The 15,085-nt window shown below is 74.9% G+C and carries 12 protein-coding genes; 7 read left to right on the forward strand and 5 right to left on the reverse strand.

The features are described 5' to 3' along the window. Nucleotides 1–37 precede the first annotated feature (37 nt). The 4 genes from ACF1CT_RS16990 to ACF1CT_RS17005 all read right to left on the reverse strand — a co-directional run bounded on the left by ACF1CT_RS16990 (nucleotide 38) and on the right by ACF1CT_RS17005 (nucleotide 3,706). Nucleotides 38–811, reverse strand: coding sequence for an SDR family NAD(P)-dependent oxidoreductase (locus ACF1CT_RS16990; protein WP_391784623.1), 774 nt, complete (start codon nucleotides 809–811; stop codon nucleotides 38–40). Continuing rightward, complete coding sequence (locus tag ACF1CT_RS16995) at nucleotides 808–1,476, reverse strand: TetR family transcriptional regulator (protein WP_391784624.1); 669 nt, start codon at nucleotides 1,474–1,476, stop codon at nucleotides 808–810. Before ACF1CT_RS16995 ends, ACF1CT_RS16990 begins: the two co-directional genes overlap by 4 nt. 84 nt (nucleotides 1,477–1,560) lie before the next feature. After that, a complete protein-coding gene (locus ACF1CT_RS17000) occupies nucleotides 1,561–2,775 on the reverse strand; it encodes a PP2C family protein-serine/threonine phosphatase (protein WP_391784625.1) in 1,215 nt (404 codons plus the stop codon). A 175-nt stretch (nucleotides 2,776–2,950) separates the two neighbouring features. Next, complete coding sequence (locus tag ACF1CT_RS17005) at nucleotides 2,951–3,706, reverse strand: GNAT family N-acetyltransferase (protein ID WP_391784626.1); 756 nt, start codon at nucleotides 3,704–3,706, stop codon at nucleotides 2,951–2,953. Nucleotides 3,707–4,101: 395 nt separating this feature from the next. Between ACF1CT_RS17005 and ACF1CT_RS17010 the strand changes: the two genes are divergently transcribed. The 6 genes from ACF1CT_RS17010 to ACF1CT_RS17035 are packed head-to-tail and all read left to right on the forward strand — an operon-like array spanning nucleotide 4,102 to nucleotide 12,529. Beyond that, the gene (locus ACF1CT_RS17010) at nucleotides 4,102–5,754 is read left to right on the forward strand and encodes an ABC transporter substrate-binding protein (RefSeq protein WP_391784627.1); all 1,653 of its coding nucleotides are present in this window, start codon (nucleotides 4,102–4,104) and stop codon (nucleotides 5,752–5,754) included. A 43-nt stretch (nucleotides 5,755–5,797) separates the two neighbouring features. Continuing rightward, nucleotides 5,798–7,939, forward strand: a complete 2,142-nt coding sequence (locus ACF1CT_RS17015; protein WP_391784628.1) for an alpha/beta fold hydrolase — start codon at nucleotides 5,798–5,800, stop codon at nucleotides 7,937–7,939. Continuing rightward, nucleotides 7,936–9,030, forward strand: coding sequence for an ABC transporter permease (locus ACF1CT_RS17020; RefSeq protein ID WP_391784629.1), 1,095 nt, complete (start codon nucleotides 7,936–7,938; stop codon nucleotides 9,028–9,030). Before ACF1CT_RS17015 ends, ACF1CT_RS17020 begins: the two co-directional genes overlap by 4 nt. Continuing rightward, nucleotides 9,027–9,854 (forward strand): ABC transporter permease, encoded by an 828-nt coding sequence (locus ACF1CT_RS17025; protein ID WP_391784630.1) that lies wholly within the window; start codon nucleotides 9,027–9,029, stop codon nucleotides 9,852–9,854. Before ACF1CT_RS17020 ends, ACF1CT_RS17025 begins: the two co-directional genes overlap by 4 nt. Next, nucleotides 9,854–11,869 carry a dipeptide ABC transporter ATP-binding protein gene (locus tag ACF1CT_RS17030; protein ID WP_391784631.1) on the forward strand — a complete coding sequence of 672 codons (2,016 nt, stop codon included), beginning with the start codon at nucleotides 9,854–9,856 and terminating at the stop codon, nucleotides 11,867–11,869. The genes ACF1CT_RS17025 and ACF1CT_RS17030 overlap by 1 nt, the downstream gene beginning before the upstream one ends. Nucleotides 11,870–11,914: 45 nt before the next feature. Beyond that, nucleotides 11,915–12,529, forward strand: coding sequence for a helix-turn-helix domain-containing protein (locus ACF1CT_RS17035; protein WP_391784632.1), 615 nt, complete (start codon nucleotides 11,915–11,917; stop codon nucleotides 12,527–12,529). 340 nt (nucleotides 12,530–12,869) lie between these two features. Here ACF1CT_RS17035 and ACF1CT_RS17040 read toward each other — a convergent pair whose 3' ends face one another. Then, complete coding sequence (locus tag ACF1CT_RS17040; RefSeq protein WP_391784633.1) at nucleotides 12,870–13,592, reverse strand: adenosylcobinamide amidohydrolase; 723 nt, start codon at nucleotides 13,590–13,592, stop codon at nucleotides 12,870–12,872. Nucleotides 13,593–13,861: 269 nt separating this feature from the next. On the opposite strand from ACF1CT_RS17040, the gene ACF1CT_RS17045 reads away from it, so the two are divergent. Next, the gene (locus tag ACF1CT_RS17045) at nucleotides 13,862–14,905 is read left to right on the forward strand and encodes a PRC and DUF2382 domain-containing protein (RefSeq protein WP_391784634.1); all 1,044 of its coding nucleotides are present in this window, start codon (nucleotides 13,862–13,864) and stop codon (nucleotides 14,903–14,905) included. The last annotated feature ends 180 nt before the right edge of the window (nucleotides 14,906–15,085 follow it).

The following is a 15,085-nucleotide window of genomic DNA, read 5'->3' on the forward strand; positions in this document are numbered from 1 at the left end:
TCCCGCTCGCCCCGTTCCCCCGTGTCCCGTGCGTCGTTCAGGAGGCGGAGTAGCCGCCGTCCACCAGGTGGTAGCTGCCGTGGACGAAGGAGGCCCGGTCGGAGAGCAGGAAGGCGGCGAGTTCGGCGACCTCCTCCGCCCTGCCGAGGCGGCCGGCGGGGTGCAGCGAGACGAGGTGGTCGCGGGCCGCGGTGTCCATGCCGCGCAGCAGCGGGGTGTCGATGAAGCCGGGGCCGACGGCGTTGACGCGGACGTTGCGTGCCGCGTATTCGAGGGCGGCGGTCTTGGTGAGGCCGACGACACCGTGCTTGGCGGCAACGTAGGCGGGCGATCCGGCGAAGCCGTTGGTGCCGAGGATCGACGACATGTTGACGACGGCGCCGCCGCCCGCCGCGACGATGGCCGGGATCTCGTAGCGCATCGAGTAGAAGACGCCGCTGAGGTTGGTGGCGACGACACGGTTCCAGTCCTCGACCGCGTACTCGCCGGTGGGGTTGCTGGGGCCGCCGATGCCCGCGTTGTTGACGGCGAGGTGCAGGGCGCCGAACGTGTCGACGACGAACCGGACACCGGCCTCGACGGACGCCGGGTCGGTGACGTCGACGGCGACGGCGGCGGCCCTGGCGCCGGTGTTCGCCAGCTCGGCGGCGGCCTCGCGGGCCCCCGCCTCGTCGTAGTCGGCGACGACGACGGACGCGCCGCCTGCGGCGAGCCGGCGGGACAGGGCGAGGCCGATGCCGGAGGCCCCGCCGGTGACGAAGGCGATCCGGCCGGCGAACTCCTGGTCGGCGGGGGTGAGGGGGGTGCTCATGAGGGGGTGTTTCCTTCCGTGGTGCGGTGCGGCGCCGTGCCGGCGGGCTGTGTGAACAGCGCCCCGGACAGCGCGTCGAACGCCTGCGCGACCAACTGCGGCAGGTCGTCGGGGTGTCCGCCGCGGACCCAGGCGGCCTGGGCCGCCAGGAGTGCCCCGGCACCCGCGGCGACCGTGACGGCCGGACGGAGGTCCAGCCGGGGGTCGACGCCGAGCCGGTCCGCGACGATGACGATCGAGTCCTCCTGCGCGTCCACCCGGATGTGGTGGAACGCGGCGTAGAGGGTGGGTTCCCGCTCGGCGAGGACCAGCAGGTCGAAGATCCGGGCCCGGCGGTGCCAGGCCTGTGCTCCGGGGTCGTCGAGCCAGTCCAGGACGGCCCGGCGGTAGGCGGTGAGCGGGGGCTCGTCGGCGGGGCGGGCCCGCAGGGCCGCGTTGATCCGGTCTCCGTCACCGCGCAGCGAGTCCAGGACCGCGGCTTCCTTGCCGGTGAAGTACCGGCTGAAGGTGCGCCGGTCGACGTCCGCGCGTTCCGCGATCTCCTCGACCGTCACGTCCTTGAGACCCCGGTCGAGTACGAGCTCGAACGCGGCCCGCGCCAGTGCGTCCCGGGTCCTGCGCGCCTTGCGGCCGCGCCGTTCCGGGGCCTTGCGTTCCGGATTCATACGTGCACCGTACACCCAAAAATGTCCCGTCGCGACAAAAGTCCCACCGGGACACGGGAGGGCGATCGGGACGGACCGGACGCGCTACCGCGCGCCGCCGGGCCGCGCCGCACGGCGCTCGCCCCGCCCGACGGGAATCGGCGGGCGGTCGCCTCCGGCCGGGGCCCGGCGGAGGGCGAGCACGGCGATGTCATCGCGCCTCACACCGCCGGAGAAGAGCTCCAGGTCCTCCCGGAGCGCTTCGAGGACGCCGTTCGGCCCGCGTCGAGCCCAGCACTCCAGCCTGGCGTCCAGGGGATAGAAGGCGCCGGACGCGTCCCGGGCCTCGGTGACGCCGTCGGTGAAGAGCAGGAGCGTGGCGCCGGAGGGGAGGTCGAGCCGTTCCTCGGTCCGCGCCTCCCCGCCGAGCTCCGCCAGGCCCAGCGGCACCGAGGTACGGCGCAACGGGACCTCGCGGGCCACGCCGCCGTGCAGCAGCCGGGGTGACAGATGTCCGCAGTTGACGGCCCGCACCTGGTCCTCGCCGTCGACGCCGAGCACCAGGGCGGTGACGAAGCGCTCCGTCTCGCCCGCCTGCGCGGTGAAGGCGTTGTGCCGGGCGACCGCGTCCTCCATCGCGTCGGCCACACCGGCCAGGGTGGGCTCGCGGATGGCCGCTTCCCGGAACGCCCCGAGGACGGCGAAGCCGGTCCCGATCGCGGCGAGCCCCTTGCCCTGGACGTCCCCGATGATCACCCGCGTTCCGTAGGGGGACTGGACGATCTCGTAGATGTCGCCGCCGACCAGGTGGTCCTCCTCGATCGGCACGTGGATGCCGTGGGCGAGGATCTGGTCGGTGGCGATGGGCAGCGGGCGCAGGATCTGCCGCTGGAGGGCGACGGCGACCGAGCGCAGTCTGGCGATCTCGGCCGCGTGCCGGAGGCGCAGCGCGCAGGCACCGACCCCGAGGAAACAGGCCACCACGGCGAAGGCGACACCACTGGCGACACCCCAGAAGGACCCCCCGGTCATCAGCCGCGAGCACACGACGACGACCATGATCCAGGAGGCCGCGCCCGTCGTCTGCCGGATCGTCCCGAAGACCGAGACGAGCGCGGGCACGACCACCAGCAGCGGCACGAGGCGCATCTCCTCGCCGGTCCACAGGTCGAGGACGGCGACCAGGGCGGTCAGCAGCGCCAGCCCGCCGAAGAGTGCCGCGTTGCCGATCCGGGGAGCGAGGACGGCGGCCTCGCCGGGATCCGTGCCCGGGAGTGCCGCTCCGCGCGGCGCAGCCTGATGCCGGAGCCGGATCGACACGGGGCATTCCTCCCGGGGCCTGCCGACCTGTTGCCGGCGTTCCTCCCCAGTCCAGCCGGACCGACGGGTGCGGCGCACGGGGCCTACGGCCTCTCGGGCCCGGCCGAAGGTCCCTGAACGGGGAGCGACGGGCCCTTGGACCCGTGCGCGCGGGGGTCCAAGGGCCCTGGGCGGGTCAGCGCACGGCCGCCGCCCGGGCGTCGCCGGAATCCGGCAGGCCCGCCGGCCACCGCTGCGGGACGAGTGCCGACAGGAAGGACGTGCGGCGGCGGAGCACGAATCCCAGTGCTTCGTAGAGCCGGATGGCGCCGGTGTTGGAGGCGGCCGCGTGCAGGAACGGGGTCTCGCCCCGCTCCCTGATGTCGTGGGCGACGGCGCGGACGAGCGCGCCGCCGAGCCCCTGACCGCGCGCGGACTCGTCCGTGCACACGCCGCTGATCTCGCTCCAGCCGGACGGGCGCAGGCGTTCGCCCGCCATGGCGACGAGGGCACCGTCGCGGCGGACACCGAGATAGGTGCCGAGTTCCACCGTGCGGGGCAGGAAGGGTCCCGGCCGGGTGCGGGCGACGAGGTCGAGCATCTCGGGCACGTCGGCGGGCCCGAGCCGTACGGCCTCGGGGAACGGCTCGGCGGCGACCCCCGCGTCGACCATCTGGACGCCCTCCGCGTGAAAGACGATCTCCCAGTCGTCCGGCGGCGGCTCCCGGAACGCGGTGATGGTCACGGCCCCGCCGGGCCCGGCGAGCGCGGCGGCGTCGGCCCAGTCCCCGGCCCGGGTCCCGTCCGGGACCGCGAACCACGGCGCCACGTCGCGGTGGTAGCGCAGGACGGCGCCGCGCCGCCGCGCGAAGCGGGAATGCGGGCCGGTGAGCGCGGCGCCCACCGGGTCGTCCAGCGGGTGCGTGCCGGTCGCGGCACGAAGCCCGCTCATGCGCTCGCCCCCGGTCCGCCGTCGCGGGTGAACACGTACACCTCGGGCATGCGCTTCCTCTCTCCCGTTCCTGACGGCGACGCTCCGCGGGCGGTTCGGCCGGTCCGGCCGCCGTCGGCCACAGCAGCGGGAAGGCCCCCGCCCGCGCCCGTATTCCCGCACGGGCCGGGTGTTCACCGGACCGCAATGTTCCGGCGCGTCCGGCAGGGTTCGGCGTCGCGCCCCGTCCGGCGCACGCGGACGGTCCGCTCCGGGAGTCCCCGGGCGGCCCGGACCGGCGAGGTGTCCACGTTCCGGACATTCATAAGGCGTCCTTTGACTACCTCAAACCCATCGGATACCGTCCACGCCCAGTTGGGCAGTTTCAATGGACAAAGTGAGATGGGTGGTTCCTGATGGCGTCGGAACCGGGTGACGGCCTCGGCCGTCGACGACTGCTGCGCCTGGCCGGCGCGGGCATGGGCGTGTACGCCGCGTCCGGCGTCCTGGCCGCCTGCGCGCCCCCGCCTCCGAAGGGCTCCGACCGGATTCCGTCCGGCACGGCCCCCCGCGCCCTGGGCGCGGACGTGCCGGTCGACAGCCTGACGCTGGCCCTGCCCTCGTCCCTCTCCAGCCTCGACGTGGGCCGCGAGTCGGGCGTGCTCAACTACATGGTGGCGGTGCTGGCCCAGGAGTCCCTGCTGTCGGTCGACCCGTCCGGGAGGCTGGGCCCGGGACTCGCCTCGTCCTGGAAGCAGCCCGACGCCAGGACCTACGTGTACACGCTGCGTCGCGGTGTCGTGTTCAGCGACGGGACCCCGTTCACCGCGGACGACGTGGTGGCCTCCGTCGAGGCCGTCCGCGACCCCGGGAACGGATCCGCGCTCGGTTACGCCTACGCGGGCGTCCAATCGGTGCGGGCCACCGGCGACCACGAGGTGACGTTCCGTCTCCGGGAACCCGACGCCCTGTTCGCGTGGACGACGACGGCGGGCTCGCTGCTCGTCGGCAGCCGTGCCTTCCTGACCCGCAACCGGGGGCGGATCGGTACGCCGAAGACCCTGCTCCTGGGCACCGGCCCGTACCGGATCACCGAGTTCGCCGCCGACGACCACGTACTGCTGGAACGCAACGACGCCTGGTGGGGCGAGAAGCCCGCCGTCCGGAAACTGCGGCTGTCCTTCGTCCCCGACGCCGGGACGCGGCTGGTCGCGATGCAGTCCGGCGCGCTGGACGGCGCGCTCGGCCTCGGCTCGGACGAGGCCCGGGGCTGGGAGTCGAGCGCGGCCGTCACCTACACCGGCGACCGTTCGGTGGTGTCGTTGGCGTTCGACACCGCGAAGGCCCCGTTCGACGACGTCCACGTCCGGCGCGCCGTCGCCCACGCCACCGACCGCGAGGGCATGGTCCGGGGCATCCTGCACGGCAGGGCCGAGGTCGCCGACGCGCTGCCGTCGCCCGACATGTGGGGCGACCTGATGCCGGCGGACGAGGTCCGCTCCGGCTACGACGCGATCCCCGCCGTGCCCTACGACCTGGACGCCGCCCGGGCGGAGCTGGCCAGGTCCTCCGCGAAGGACGGGTTCTCGGCCGAACTGCACTTTCCCAGCAGCGGCCCGCAACTGGGCAAGGCGGCGCTCGCGCTCGCCGCCTCGCTCAAGAAGATCGGCATCACCCTGACGGTCAAGGAGATCACCCTGGAGCAGTGGGTGGCGGAGCTCGGCTCCGGCAGGCAGCCGCTGCAGTTCCTGTGGTACTTCCCCGTCACGGGCGATCCGGCCGAGCTCGCCGACCCGTACCTCAACGCCGCGGCCACGGCCACGAACATCGCGCACCTCGACGACGCGAGCGTCAACCGCGCACTGGACACGGCCAAGTCCGCCACCGACCGGGAGGTACGGGCGCGGGAGCTGATGACGGCGGTGCGCACGGCCGGGGCCGATCTGCCCTACCTGCCCCTGTGGTGGGCGCAGACGGCGACCGCACTGTCCCGGCGGATCGTCCTTCCCGACCAGGGGCCGTTCACCTTCATCGGCCCCTGGGCGACACGGATCCGCAAGGCCGCCTGACCCGCCCCACCGCTCCCCCACCCGTACGAGGAACCGGACCGCCATGCCCAGTACCGCCACGCCCGAGCCGCCGCGGCCACGCCCCTCCACCGCCGTGCGCCGCGCGCACGAGGCGATGCGGCGACTGGTCCACCCGGTCGAGGCCCGCATCAGCCCCGACGGCCGCTCGGTCGCCGTCGCGGCGGCCGGCCCGGACGGCGCCCGGCTGGTCCTGGCCCCGGTCCCCGCCGAATTGCCGGACACGGGCGCGGCACCCGCCGGGCTCCGCGAACCGTCCGGGGCCGCCGCCGCGACGGACCGTCACAGCCCGCGCTGGCTGCCGGACTCCCGGACACTGCTGCACATCGCCGAGGCCGCGAACCCCGCCGGGACCGAGGTGCTGCTGGCCGTCCTGGACACGGCCTCCGGCGACGTGCGCACCGTCGCCACCGCCCCCGGGGCGGTGGAGGATCTGCTGGTCTCCGACGACGGCGGGCAGGCCCTGCTGCTCTGCGCGCCGGACGGTGCCGAACAGGACGGCATGAACCTCGGGGTGCCGGTCCGGCTGGGAACCGCCCCCGCGCCCGAACGCTTCGCCCCGGGCACCGGCCGGCGCTCCCTCCACCTCGTCGACCTCGCCACGGGCTCGGTGCGCGAGGCCGGACCGGCCGGACTGACCGTGTGGAACGCCGCCTGGCGCGGCGGCGGGACCGCCTTCGCCACCGTCTCCGAGGAGACGTTGCCCGCCGGGTACTACGGTGCCCGGTTCGCCGCGATCGACCTGGAGACCCGTGCCGCCAGGACGCTGTACACGCCACGGGGCCAGTTGGGCGCCCCCGCCGTCTCGGCGGACGGACGCCGGGCGGCCGTCTGCGAAGGCATCTCCATCGTCTCCGGGCGCCCGGTCGTGATCGACACGGCCACCGGACACGCGCGGGTGGTTCCGGGCGTCGAGGACGCGACCTGGCTGCGGTTCGACGACACGCCGGAGGCGCCCGCGGAGTCGCTGTGGTTCGCCGGCTGGGAGGGGACGGGGTCCCGTACCGGGCACACCGGCGGCCGCGGCGGCCCGCCCCGGTCCGCGCCGGTGACCCTCGGCGGGGCCGGGTACCAGCCCGCGCTGTCGCTCGCCCACGACGGATCGCTGGCCGTGACGGTACTGGACGCGCCGGGCCGCCCTCCCGAGGCCGTCGTCGCCCGTACCGGGGGCCCGGATGCCTGGGAGTGGCTGCCCGTCACCGCGCTGAACACGCCCGCCGATCCGGCGGTCTCCTCGGTGCGCACCGAGGAGACCGCCTGGTCCGCTCCCGACGGCCGCACGGTGCGCGGGCTGGTCCTCTCGTGCGGCGCGAGCACCGGTCCGCGCCCCCTCGCGGTCCTGGTGCACGGCGGCCCCGCCTGGCTCTGGTCCGCCGGATACGCCCCCGCCGACGTGCTGGGCCTCGCGCCCGCGCTCGCCGCCGCCGGATACCTGGTCCTGCTCCCCAACCCGCGCGGCAGCAGCGGACGGGGGCTGGAGCACGCCCGCGCCGTGGTCGGAGACGTCGGCGGCGCCGACCTGGACGACGTGCTGTCCGGTGTGCGCCACCTCGTCGACGCCCGCCTCGCCGATCCGGACCGCGCCGCCGTCCTCGGCCACAGCTACGGCGGTTTCCTCGCCGCGCTCGCCGCGGCCCGCACCGACGTCTTCCGGGCGGCGGTGGTCGTCTCCGCCCCGACCGACTGGCTGAGCTTCACCCACACCAGCAACATCGGCGGCGGCTACGACCGCGCGTACGAAATCGGCGCGCCCGACGCGCCCGCCGAACTGCTGCGGCGCTCCGCGATACTGGCCCGCGGCGGAAACGGGACCCCCACACTCATCGTGCACGGCGCCGCGGACCGGGTCACCCCGGTCGGCCAGGCCCACGAGCTGTACCGGTCGCTGCTGCGCGCCGGGCGCGCCCCCGTCGAGCTGTACGTGTACCCGGACGAGGGCCACGAGTTCACCGGCGGCGGCCACCTCCTCGACGCCGCCGCACGCGTCGAGGAATGGCTCGCCACCCATCTGGACCCGCGCTCCGCGGCCACCCTCCCGACCGCCGTGCCCGAGAAGGCTTCCCCCGAGCCGGACCCGGGCACGGCTCCCGAGGCCGGGCCGGACGGTGTCACCCCCCGGACGCCCTCCGGCCCGGCCGCCCCCGCGCCCCTGGACGGTGGCCGATGACGGCCGCCACCCGCTCCCGGCTGCGCGCGGCGCTCCCCCTCGGCCTCGTGGTGCGCCGCCTCGGCGGGACGCTCGGGCTGCTGTTCGTCCTCTCCGTCGCCGTGTTCGCGCTGCTCCGGGTCGCCCCCGGCGACCCCGCCCTGACCCTGCTCGGGCCGCGCAGCGCGACGCCCGAGGCGCTGGCCGCCGTGCGCGCCCGCCACCACCTCGACAGCCCGACGGTCGTCCAGTACGGGTACTGGCTGGCCGACGCCCTCCGCCTCGACCTCGGTACCTCGATCCGCACCGGGGACGGCGTCGCCACCGTGCTGGGCGACCGGCTCGTGCTCACCGGACAACTCGTGGGCCTGGGTTTCGCCGTGGCCCTGCTGCTCGGCCTGCCGCTGGGCGTCCTGGCGGGCCTGCGGGCCCGGCGCCCCACCGACCGGGTCGTACAGAGTCTCGGTGTGGTCGCGCTGTCCACACCCGCGTTCGCGAGCGGCCTGCTGCTCGTCTACGGATTCGCGCTGATGCTCGGCTGGTTCCCGGCGTACGGACCGGGCGAGGGCGCGGGCGCCGACCGGCTGTCCCACCTGGTGCTGCCCGCCGCGGCGCTGGGGCTCGCCGTCACCGCCGTGCTGCTCAAGCTCACCCGGGCCGCGGTGATCCGTGAACTCGACCGGGAACACGTCACGTTCGCCCGCGCCCGGGGAGTGCGCGAGCGGGACGTCCTGCTGCGGTACGTGCTGCGCGGCACCGTCGTACCGGTCCTCACCGGGATCGGTCTCGTCCTCGCCTATCTCCTGGCCGGGACGGTCATGGTGGAGCAGGTGTTCGCCCTGCCCGGTCTCGGTTCGCTGCTGGTCGACTCGGTCACCTTCCGGGACGTCCCCGTCGTCCAGGCCGAGGCGCTGCTCATCGCCGCCCTGATCTGCCTGGTGAACCTGGTGACCGACCTCGTGCAACCGCTGCTCGACCCGCGGCTGCGGCCCGCGCCGACGGCCGGGGCGACACCGGCACACCCGTCCCCCGCGCCCGGCGCGTCCGCCCCGCCGGGGACATCGGGCTCCGCCACCGGGACTTCCGGCAACCACGAGGAGGACGACCGGTGAAGACCCGCGCACCACGTCTCCGGATCTCGCCCCTCACCCTCTGCTGCTCCGTGCTGCTGGCGCTGTTCGTGCTGGCCGCGGCCCTGGGCCGGCAGTTGCTGCCCGGCTGGGACACACAGGATCTCGCCACCGGCGCGACGATGCCGGGCGCCGGCCATCCGCTCGGCACCGACGAACTCGGCCGCGACATCGCCCGGATGGTGGTGGCCGGGGCGCGCGGCACGCTGGTGGGCGCGGCACTGGTGGCGCTCGGCTCGATGGCCATCGGCAATGTGCTCGGTCTCCTCGCGGGGTACCGGGGCGGCTGGGTCGACGCCGTCGTGCGCCGCTGGGCCGATCTGCTGCTGGCGCTGCCCGCCCTGCTCGTGACGATCGTCGTCGCGGGCATCGGCGGCGGCGGTTACGCGCTGGCCGTCGGCGTCCTCGTGGTCCTGACGTCGCCCGCCGACATCCGGCTGGTCCGTTCCGCGGTGCTGGAGCAGCGGCACCGCCCCTATGTGGAGGCGGCCCGGACCCTGGGGCTGTCGGAACTCACGGTGATGACCCGCCATGTGTGGCCCAATGTGCTGCCCGTCGTGGTGGCCAACACCCTGCTGAACTTCGCCGGGGCGATCGTCGCGCTGAGTTCGCTCTCCTTCCTCGGGCTGGGTGTACCACCGGGTGCTCCGGACTGGGGACGGATGCTCTCCGAGAACCGCACCCTGCTGTACGACAACCCGTCCGCCGCCCTCGCTCCGGCCGTGCTGATCATCACCGCGGCCGTGGTGCTCAATCTCCTCGGCGACCGGCTGTTCGAGGCGTTCCTCGACCGTGGGAGGTCATGATGACGGCGTTTCCCGTGGCGGGCGGACACCCCGCCGGTGTCGCGCCCGCGGGCCCGCTGCTCTCGGTCGACGGCCTGAGGGTCGTCGCGACGGGCGGCCCCGGCGGTCCGGTGCCGATCCTGGACGGCGTCTCGCTGGAGGTCGGCCGGGGCGAGTGCGTCGGCGTCGTCGGCGAGTCCGGCAGCGGCAAGTCCCTCGCCATGCGGGCCGTGGTGGGGCTGCTCCCCTCCGGAACCGAGGTGACCGACGGCTCCGTGCGGATCGGCGACCGCGAGGCCCTCGCCCTGACACCGCGCGAGCGCCACGCCCTGCGGGGCCGGCGGATCACGCTGCTGATGCAGGACCCGTTCACCATGCTGCATCCCCAGCTCACCTGCGGACGCCAGATCGCGGACGGGCTGCGCCGCCGGGCCGACGGCCCACGCGGTCGCGGGAGACGGGCGGCCGTACGGGCGGAGGTGGGACGCAGGCTCGCCGAGGTCGGTCTCGGCCCGGACACCGCCGACCGCTACCCCCACGAACTGTCCGGAGGCATGCGCCAACGGGTCGCGGCGGCCGCGGCGCTCGCCGGCGACCCCGAACTGCTCATCGCGGACGAGCCGACCACCGCCCTGGACGCGGCCAACCAGCGCGCCGTGCTCGATCTGCTGCGCGGCCTGCAGCGCGACCGCGGCATGGGGCTCGTCCTGATCACCCACGACCTGCGGGTCGCGTTCTCCGCCTGCGACCGCGTCTACGTGCTGTACGCGGGCAAGGTGCTGGAGCACGGGCGCTCCCACGAACTGGAGTCGGACCCGCTGCACCCGTACACGGCCGGCCTGCTCGCCTCCGAACCGTCCGTGCGCCGACGGTACGCGCGGCTCCCGGCCATCCCCGGCTCGGTACCGGCCCCGGGTACCCGGGGCGACGGCTGCCCGTTCGCCGACCGGTGCGCACACGCGGCCGAGGTCTGCCGCACCGGTCCCGTCGTGCTGCTGCCCCCGCCCGGCGCCGGAGGAACGGCGGGGACACGGGACGAAGCGGAAGCGGCCCCCCGGGACGGGTACGGGGCGCCCGGTGGCACCCCGCAGGGTGTGCGACGGCTGTCCGCCTGCGTGCGGCTCGACGAGATAGGCGACGCCCTCGCCGACGGCCCGGACCGGACCCCCGCCGGGCCGTCGGCCGCCGGGCCGGGCCCGGACGACGGCGGGGCCGCCCCCGGCGCCGCCCTGGTCGCCCGTCATGTCGATCTCACCTACCGCTCCGCGGCCGGGGACCATGCAGCACTGCGCGACGTGAGCCTGACCGTTCCCCACGGGGCCGTCGTGGCCCTGGTCGGCGAGTCCGGTTCGGGCAAGACGACGCTCGCCAGGATCGCGGTCGGTCTGGAGACGTCCGACGGCGGCACGGTCCTCGTGGGCGGCGTTCCGCCGGCCGCCGGGCGCCGTCCCTCCGCCGCGGACCGGCGGCGCCTGGCCGCACGGGCGCAGATCGTCTTCCAGGACCCGTACTCCTCGCTCAACCCGCTTCGCACCGTCGGCGCGACCCTGGGCGAGGCGCTCGCCGCCGCGTCCGGCCGGCCGGGGCGCGACGCGTCGGCGGCCGAGGTGCGCCGACTCCTCGAACAGGTGGGGCTGCCCGGGGCGTACGCCGCGCGCCGTCCGGCGGCACTGTCCGGCGGCGAACGCCAACGTGTGGCCCTGGCAAGGGCGTTGGCGGCCCGACCGCGACTGCTGATCTGTGACGAGGCGGTGGCGGCGCTGGACGTGTCGGTCCAGGCGCAGTTGCTGAACCTGCTCACCTCGCTGCAACGGAGCGAGGGGTTCGCGGTGCTGTTCATCACCCACGATCTGGGCGTGGTGCGGCAGATCGCCGACCGGGTGGCGGTGATGCACCGGGGACGGATCGTGGAGCAGGGCACGGCGGCCGAGGTGCTGGACGCTCCTCGGCATCCCTGGACCCGGCGCATGATCGACGCCCTGCCGGAGGTCCCGGACGGGTCCGCGCGGACCGGACCGGACGGCGCCCACCGGTAGAGTGTGCGGCTGACCTGCGCGTACCACCGCAGTTGAGGAGGAACGGTGTCCGAGTCACCCGCCACCGCCGACACGCCCGCTCCCGCGCGTCCGCCGGAGGCACAGCGGTCCGGGGCCACGGGTGTACGGACAGCACTTGCCGGAAATCTCAACCGCCGTCGGCTGGCGCGCGGCTGGAGCCTGCGCGAGCTGTCGGCGGCGACCGGGGTCAGCAAGGGGCTGCTGTCCCAGATCGAGCGCGCCGAAGCCAATCCGACCGTCGACGTGCTGGTGCGGATCGCCGACGTACTCGACACGACCTGCACGGACCTGCTCCGCCAGTCGCTGCTGCGGCCGGAGATCGTCCGTGCCGCCTCGCTGGACGAACCCGAGGACGAGACCTCGGTGAACCTGTTGTTTTCCGGCCACACGCACGGTCGCGTCGAGGTCTATCGCACCCGGCTGCATCCGCACGCGCGCAGTCAGGTCAGCTCGCACGGCGTGGACTCGGTGGAGTACGTGCTGGTGATGGCGGGCCGGGTGACGCTGGTCGTGGACGAGGTGCCGCACCTGCTGGACACGGGGGACGCGGCCCGTTTCTCGGGACTCAGCAGCCACTACTACACCACCGAGGACTCCCCCGCCGTGACGCACACGATCGTCGGCCACCCGCGCGACTGAGAGCCTGTCGGGTGGCCTCGGACCGCGTCCGCCGTCCGGTCCGAGGCCACCGGACAGGCTCTGGGCCCACGGCCGACGGTCCGGGACGGTGCCACCGTCGATTTCGACTCAACTACCGTCGATGTTAAGGAGGTCGGCCCCGAGGGGACGTCGGCTGTGGCAGTCTGGGGACCGGCCGCCCCACCGGGCTCCCCCGTACCGGTGGGGCGGTTCCGCTGCCCGGCGCGCCTCACCTGCGCCTTTCCGGCCGGGCGGGGCATCGGCCCGACCTCCGGCCACGGGCACGCCGTACGCCTCCTCGCGCGCCCGCGCCCCGGTCCCACCGCGGCGCGAAGGGGGCTCAGCGCTGCCGCAGCGCCCCTTCGAGCACGGCGGCGTGCACGGCCCGGGCGAGCCGTGCGCCCCAGCGGGAACGAGGCCCGGCGAAGGGTTCGCCGGGGGCGGTTCCCGGGGAGGGGGCCGCGACGCAGACCGCGTCGGTGGGGGTGCCGGAGCAGTCGAGGCCCGCGTCGAGGAGCGCCTGCACCTTGGCCTCGGTGGCGGTGGCGACGGCGTTGACGAGCGCCGCGTCGGAGAGTGCCACCGGCAGGGTGACGACGATGTTGACGGTGCCGGGCCGGGGCGGTTCCCCGGTGTCCCCGCCGGGGGCGGCGGCCCAGCCGCGCACGCCGAGCCCGCAGGTGGCGGTCGCCGTCGCGTCCCCGTCGGTCGCGGCGGCGTACGCCGTGACGTCGGCGGCCGTCATCAGTCCGGCGCCCGGCCCGGTGAGCCGCTCCGCGGCGGCGATCTCGGCGAGGTGACGGTCGGGGTCGAGGCGTGGGTAGCCGCCGGGCACCTGGGCGTTGAGGATCCACTCGCGCGGGCCGATGCCGCCTCCGAGCACGGCGCTGCTGCACACCCGCCACCCCGGCCCCAGCCGCCATACCAGGTGGTGGAGGTCCACACCGTCCTCGCGCCGGGCGAGCAGTTCACCGCGCTGCTCGGGCAGCCGGACGCGTACGGAACGGATGGGACACCCCCGGTGGGACGACAGGACGGGGCCGACGGACGGCCGACCGATCATATGCGCCGGGCGCGCGGCCTCCCCGGGCGGCCCCGAGCGCCCCCGTCGTGGCGTCGACACCCACCCCGCCCTCACCCGATTGGCCTAACAGGGAAGTGGCCCGCGCACCGCCGTACCGGGCCGCTGCCGCCGACGCGGCGAGCGTGCGGCGGTCGGCGCGCGCGGGCGGGGCGGTTGCAGCGTCCAACCGGGTGAGGCGCGATGGGAACGGACGCGCCTCCCCTGATGGACCCAGCCACAGGACGCGCCCGGGTGAGGAGGAATCGGTCATGGGAGCCGCTGACGGTTTCACGGATTCCGGAGAACTCGACGGTCTGACGGTGTACGACACCGCGGGCGAGAAGGTCGGCAGTGTGGGCCGGGTGTATGTCGACGACAACACCGGTCGCCCGGACTGGATCACGGTGAAGACCGGCCTGTTCGGTATGAAGGAGAGCTTCGTGCCCCTCGCCGGGGCCCGCCGAGTGGGCTCCGACCTGCACATTTCCCATCCGAAGGACCGCGTCAAGGACGCCCCTCGGGTGGACGCGGACGCCCACCTGTCGGTGGCGGAGGAGGAGGAGCTCTACCGGCACTACGGCCTCGCCAGGAACACCACGGCCAAGCTCGGCGGCCGGACGGACACCGGAACCACGACGTCCGGGACCGGAACCGGGGCCATGGGCGCCGCCGGAGCCGCCGGAGCCATGGGCGCGGCGGGTACCGGGCGCGACAAGTCGGCCATGACGGGCACGCCCCACGCCGGCGCGGACACCTCCCGCACCACCACGTCGCGCACGACCGGCACGGCCGGGACCGGGGCGGCCGCGGGCGCGGGCAGGCATCGCGGCGGGACCGCCGAAACGGGCCGTCCCCTGGTCGGCGCGGGCGCGGGAACCGAACGGTCCGCCGATCTGCGCGGCAAGGAGGAGATGATCCGTTCCGAGGAGCAGCTGCGCCTCGGTACCGAGGAGTACGAGAGCGGCAAGGCCCGCCTGCACAAGTACGTCGTCACCGAGAACGTCACCCGGACGGTGCCGCTGACGCACGAGGAGGTCCGGGTGGTCCGGGAACCGCTGCAGCCCGGCGAGAAGGCGACGGGGGCCGCCGACATCCGCGAGCAGGATGTCGAGGTCACCCTGCATGCCGAACGCGCCACCATGCGCAAGGAGACCGTGCCGGTCGAGCGGGTGCGCATGGAGACCGAGAGGGTGACCGAACAGAAGGAGATCTCCGCCGAACTGCGCAAGGAGCAGATCGACTACGCGGACGGGAAGAACATCGGCGGCGAGCGCGGCCGGGGCGGCGAGTTCGGCCGGGGCCGCAACCGTTGATCCCCGCGCACGCGGGCGCGCGTCGCACCGGCGGCGGGCGGAATCGAGGTGAGGGGCGGAGCCGGGCAGGTCACGGGTCCGCCCCCTCCGCGTACCGCGGACCGCACGGCACCGAGCGGTGATCGGGTCCGTCCGGGACCTGGCGTTGACCGGCGACGGCGGGCGACACGGCCCGCCCGA

This window comes from Streptomyces sp. NPDC014734 (genome assembly GCF_043083325.1).
Classification (GTDB): Bacteria; Actinomycetota; Actinomycetes; order Streptomycetales; family Streptomycetaceae; genus Streptomyces.